This is a genomic window from Mesorhizobium sp. M7A.F.Ca.CA.001.10.2.1, assembly GCF_003998575.1.
Taxonomy (GTDB): domain Bacteria; phylum Pseudomonadota; class Alphaproteobacteria; order Rhizobiales; family Rhizobiaceae; genus Mesorhizobium.
This window is the reverse complement of sequence record NZ_RZQY01000539.1, coordinates 1-4226: the sequence shown is the minus strand read 5'-3', so window position 1 is coordinate 4226 and position 4226 is coordinate 1. Positions and strand designations below refer to the sequence as shown.

The 4226-nt window shown below is 64.3% G+C and carries 4 protein-coding genes; all 4 read right to left on the bottom strand.

The features are described 5' to 3' along the window. Window positions 1-1287: glutamine synthetase family protein (locus tag EN964_RS26760; RefSeq protein ID WP_164776007.1), on the bottom strand; the 1287-nt coding region annotated here is incomplete at its 3' end. A 97-nt stretch (window positions 1288-1384) separates the two neighbouring features. Continuing rightward, window positions 1385-2470, bottom strand: a complete 1086-nt coding sequence (locus EN964_RS26755; RefSeq protein WP_127271221.1) for a branched-chain amino acid ABC transporter permease — start codon at window positions 2468-2470, stop codon at window positions 1385-1387. 2 nt (window positions 2471-2472) lie between these two features. After that, the gene (locus EN964_RS26750) at window positions 2473-3372 is read right to left on the bottom strand and encodes a branched-chain amino acid ABC transporter permease (RefSeq protein ID WP_127273335.1); all 900 of its coding nucleotides are present in this window, start codon (window positions 3370-3372) and stop codon (window positions 2473-2475) included. Window positions 3373-3380: 8 nt separating this feature from the next. Then, window positions 3381-4085 (bottom strand): ABC transporter ATP-binding protein, encoded by a 705-nt coding sequence (locus EN964_RS26745; RefSeq protein WP_127273337.1) that lies wholly within the window; start codon window positions 4083-4085, stop codon window positions 3381-3383. Window positions 4086-4226 lie beyond the last annotated feature (141 nt).

Genomic DNA, 4226 nt, shown 5'->3' with positions numbered 1-4226 from the left:
GGCCTCACCAAACGCATCCGCGCAGAAATCCGATGCGGCGAAGGCCTCGATCGAAGAATTGAGCGTACGCGGCAGTTTCGGCTTGTCGAGATTGGCCAGGTTCGACGTCACCGGCGCTTCGAGCGGCAGATCTTTCTCGATGCCCTCGCAGCCAGCCGCCAGGATCGCGGCGATCGACAGATAGGGATTGATGTCGGCGCCCGGCGCGCGATGCTCCAGCCGGCAGGCGCCGTCATTCGGCGTGGTGATGGCGCGGACGGGTGCTGTGCGGTTCTCGAAACCCCACGCGACGTCCTCCGGCGACCAGGCGCCACGATCGAAGCGGCGGTAGGAATTGACCGTCGGCCGAAACAACAGATGTGTTTCCTGCATCCGGTGGAGCACGCCGGCAAGGAACTTTTCCGCAACCGGCGTCAGCCGGTTCGGGCCGGCGGCGAAGGCCGGCTTGCCGTCGCGCCACAGGCTGACATGGTGATGCGCGCCGCAGGCGCTTTCCTTGCCCGGCGGCTGGAAGCGCGTCATGAAGGTGGCGACCAGGCCACGCTCGGCGCACAGCTCGCGCAGATGCAGCTTGGCACGCATGGCGTCGTCGGCTGCCTGCAGTGCCGATTTCGGTGTCAGCGCATATTCATACATTCCGTAGCCATATTCGGTGACCAGCGAGGCCACCCCGATGCCGATGCTCTTCATGCGGGTGATGAATTCGGCGGCAAAATCCTGATATTCGCCGCTGCGCACCAGATCATAGTTGATCAGCGAATGGCCCCAGGGCTTCAGCTCGCGGTAGCGCCCGGCGCGCATCAGATCGTGGTCGGCATGGAAGATGCCGAACTCGTATTCGAGCGCGATCATCGGCTCGTAGCCGAGCGCCCTGGCGCGTTCTTCGACGCGGGCCAGCACGCCGCGCGGATCGAACGGACAGACCGCGCCGTCGAGCATGTAGGAGCTGGTGATGGCGGAGGCGAATTTCGGCTTCCAGCCGTGCTGGACGACCGTCGCCGGATCGATGATCCCCTTGATATTTGGAAAGCCGTTGTCCTCATTGGCGCTCGGCGAGGCGAAGGCAACATCACCCATCGGTTGGCCGTCGCCATGGGTAACGCAATAGAGGATGGCGTTGATGGATTCGCCATAGGTAGAGAGCTTCAGCGGTGCGATCTTGGAGCGGAACGCCCCTGATGTGTCGACCGTATGGATCTCGATGAATTCGACGCCGTCGGCCGCCAGCTTGCTCTGCAGCGCTTCGAGCCTGGGCTTGTAGGCCGCGGCCTTGTCCTCAAATTCCACTTCAAACCTCCACCAGGAAAACTCGGAGCAATTCCAGGAAAAGTGTGAAACGGTTTTCCGTCCGGAATTGCGTTAGAAGAAACGGACAGACGCTACGCTATTTCGCGTTGCGCCTGAAAAATCGCGACAACAATTCGTCGAGCTCATAACGGCCGCTGATGCCGCTTGGCCGGAAGGCCATGCAAAGCACGATGACGACGCCGAGCGCCACACCCGACAGCCCGAGCAGCTGCGGCAGCTGGAGGCCGGCGATCGTCACGCCGGATTCGATGCTGCGGATGAATTCCAGCCCGACCGAAAGCACGATCACGCCGGTCACCGCGCCGGTCACCGTCGCCATGCCGCCCAGGATCAGCATCGCCAGCGTGTTGAAGATCATCTGGAAGTAGAAAAGCTTGGGACTGATCGTGCCGGCAAAATAGGCGTAGAGCACACCGGCGAGGCCGCAGATCAGCGCCGACAGCACCCACGACATCAGCCGCAGGCGTCGGGCGTCGATGCCGAGTGCTGCGGCGGCCTGCGGGCTCTGGGCGCTGGCGCGGAGCTGCAGGCCCCAGCGGCTGTCCTTGAACAGCCGCGCCAGCACGATCACCACCACCGAGAACACCATCATCCAGGGCAAGCCGACCACCTTCGGGATGCCGAAGAAGGCCTGGTTGCCTTTGAACAGATTGGTCCAGTTGAGAAACACCGAATGGACGATGATCAGCAGCGCCAGGCTGACGATGGTCGCGGCGACACCCGACAGGCGGCTGATCACCTTTCCGCTGACGGCGGCGACGATGCCGACCATGATGAGCGCGATGAGCGCCGACGACACCGGATCGAGCTGCAATGTGGCGAAGCCGAACGGCGCATGGGGGATCGACAGTTTCTTCATGGCCAGTGGCGTCGACAGGATGGCGACGCCATAGGCGCCGAGGCCGACAAAGGCACTGTGGCCGAGATTGGCGATGTTGCTGTTGCCCATGAACACCTGAAGGCCGACGACGACGATCAGGTTCACGAAGGCGCCGAGCGCCAGATAGGTGTAGTAGGTCGGCGCGAAATTCAGGATCAGCAGCCCGACCACCAGCACCGGCACCGACGTTACCAGCCCACCGATCAGCGAGCGCGTCAGCGCAGCGCGGGATTGTGCGACAGCAGTAGACGGAGATGCGGTCTCTTCGATTGCCTGCGACAACGTCAAATCTCCTTGTCGCCGAGTTCGACCCGCTGGCCGAGCAGGCCTTCTGGCCGGTAGACAAGCAGCGCGACGATGATCCCGTAGGTGAGCGCGTCCTTGAAGCCTCCATACTCCTGCGGCAACGCAACCAGCAGGCCGACCTCGATGAAGCCGAGCAGCATGCCGCCGGCCGCAGCGCCCGCCAGCGAGCCGAAGCCGCCGATCACGCAGGCGACGAACGCCTTCAGCACCAGGCTGAAGCCGAGATCGGGCGAGACGCTGCCGCGCCGCGCGATGATGAAGACGGCGGCGATGCCGGCCAGTGCGCCGGAGACGGCGAAGGCCGTGGCGATCACCCGGTTCGCCTTGATACCCATCAGCCGCACCGTGGCGAAATCGCGCGACGCCGCGCGGATGGCGAGGCCGAGCGTCGAACGGTTGAGGAACAGCACCAAGGCGAGAATGGTCAGGCCCGAGACGATAAGCTCCATCACCTGCAGCGACGACACCGCAAAGGGGCCGAAGAACCACATCTGGTTCAGCCCGTTGAGGATCGAGACCGACTGCGGCTTTGGCGAGATCAGCAGCATGAACAGGTTCTGCACGACGATCGAGACGCCGAAGGCGGTCAGCAGCCCGGTCGTCGTCGGCGCATAGCGCACCGGCCGGAACGCCACCCGCTCGAAGGCGATGGCCGCAAGTGCGGCGGCAGCGACAGCAAGCAGCACCGCGACGATAGGCGAAGTCAGTCCGAGCGCCGCCGCCAGGAACACGCTGTAGGCGGAGACGCCGATGATCTCCCCATGCGCGAAATTGACCAGGCCCATGATCGAGAACACCACCGCGAGGCCGAGCGCGACCAGCGAATATTCCGCACCGAAAGCCAGCGCATTGAGAAGCTGCTGCAAGGCATAATCCATGTCGCCGCCTACCCGCCGATATAGAGGTTGAAGAGACCGTGTTCGTCGGCAAGGCTGGATGGCGGCCCGCTGTGGCGAAGCGTGCCGGCGCTGACGACATAGACGCGGTCGGCGAAGCGCAATGCCTGCCTGGCGTTCTGCTCGACCACCAGCAGCGTCAGCCCTTCCGCCTTCAGCTCGCCGATGAAATCGAAGATCTGCACGACGATCTTCGGCGCCAGTCCCAGCGACGGCTCGTCGAGCAGCAAAAGCTTCGGCCGCGACATCAGCGATCTGGCGATGGCCAACATCTGCTGCTCGCCACCCGATAGCGTGCCGGCCGCCTGCCCGTAGCGTTCGGAAAGCACCGGAAACAAGGCCAGGAAGCGCTCGATGTCCTGGCGCACGCCCTTGGGATCGCGCCGTATCGCCGCGCCAAGCCGAAGGTTCTCGCCGACCGTCAGATTGGCGAAGATGTGCCGGCCTTCGGGGGTGGAGGTCAGGCCGGCGCGAATGCGGTCCTCGGTGCGGACACGCGAAATGTCCTGGCCGTCGAGAACGACGCGGCCGGAAACCGGCGTGACCAGGCCGGTCAGCGCGTTGATGGTCGAGCTCTTGCCGGCGCCGTTGGGGCCGAGCAGGGCGACGAGTTCGCCCCGCCCGACCTTCAAGCTGAGGTCGCGCACCGCGCTCACCGCGCCGTAGCGGACGACCAGATTGTCGACGCTCAGCACGACGAGGTCTGCACCGAAGTCTCGATCCGTCATCGCTCGCTGCCCGTCAGTTCAGCGCCGGAACGAAGGTCGGCGGCGTGTCGGTGATCAGCACCCGCTTGCCGTTCGCAAACCCCATCACCGGCACGGCCTTGACCGGAT

Bases quoted from the DNA above. Each gene is read 5' to 3' on its own strand.
- EN964_RS26750 (WP_127273335.1), bottom strand. From the start codon at position 3,372: ATGGATTATGCCTTGCAGCAGCTTCTCAATGCGCTGGCTTTCGGTGCG.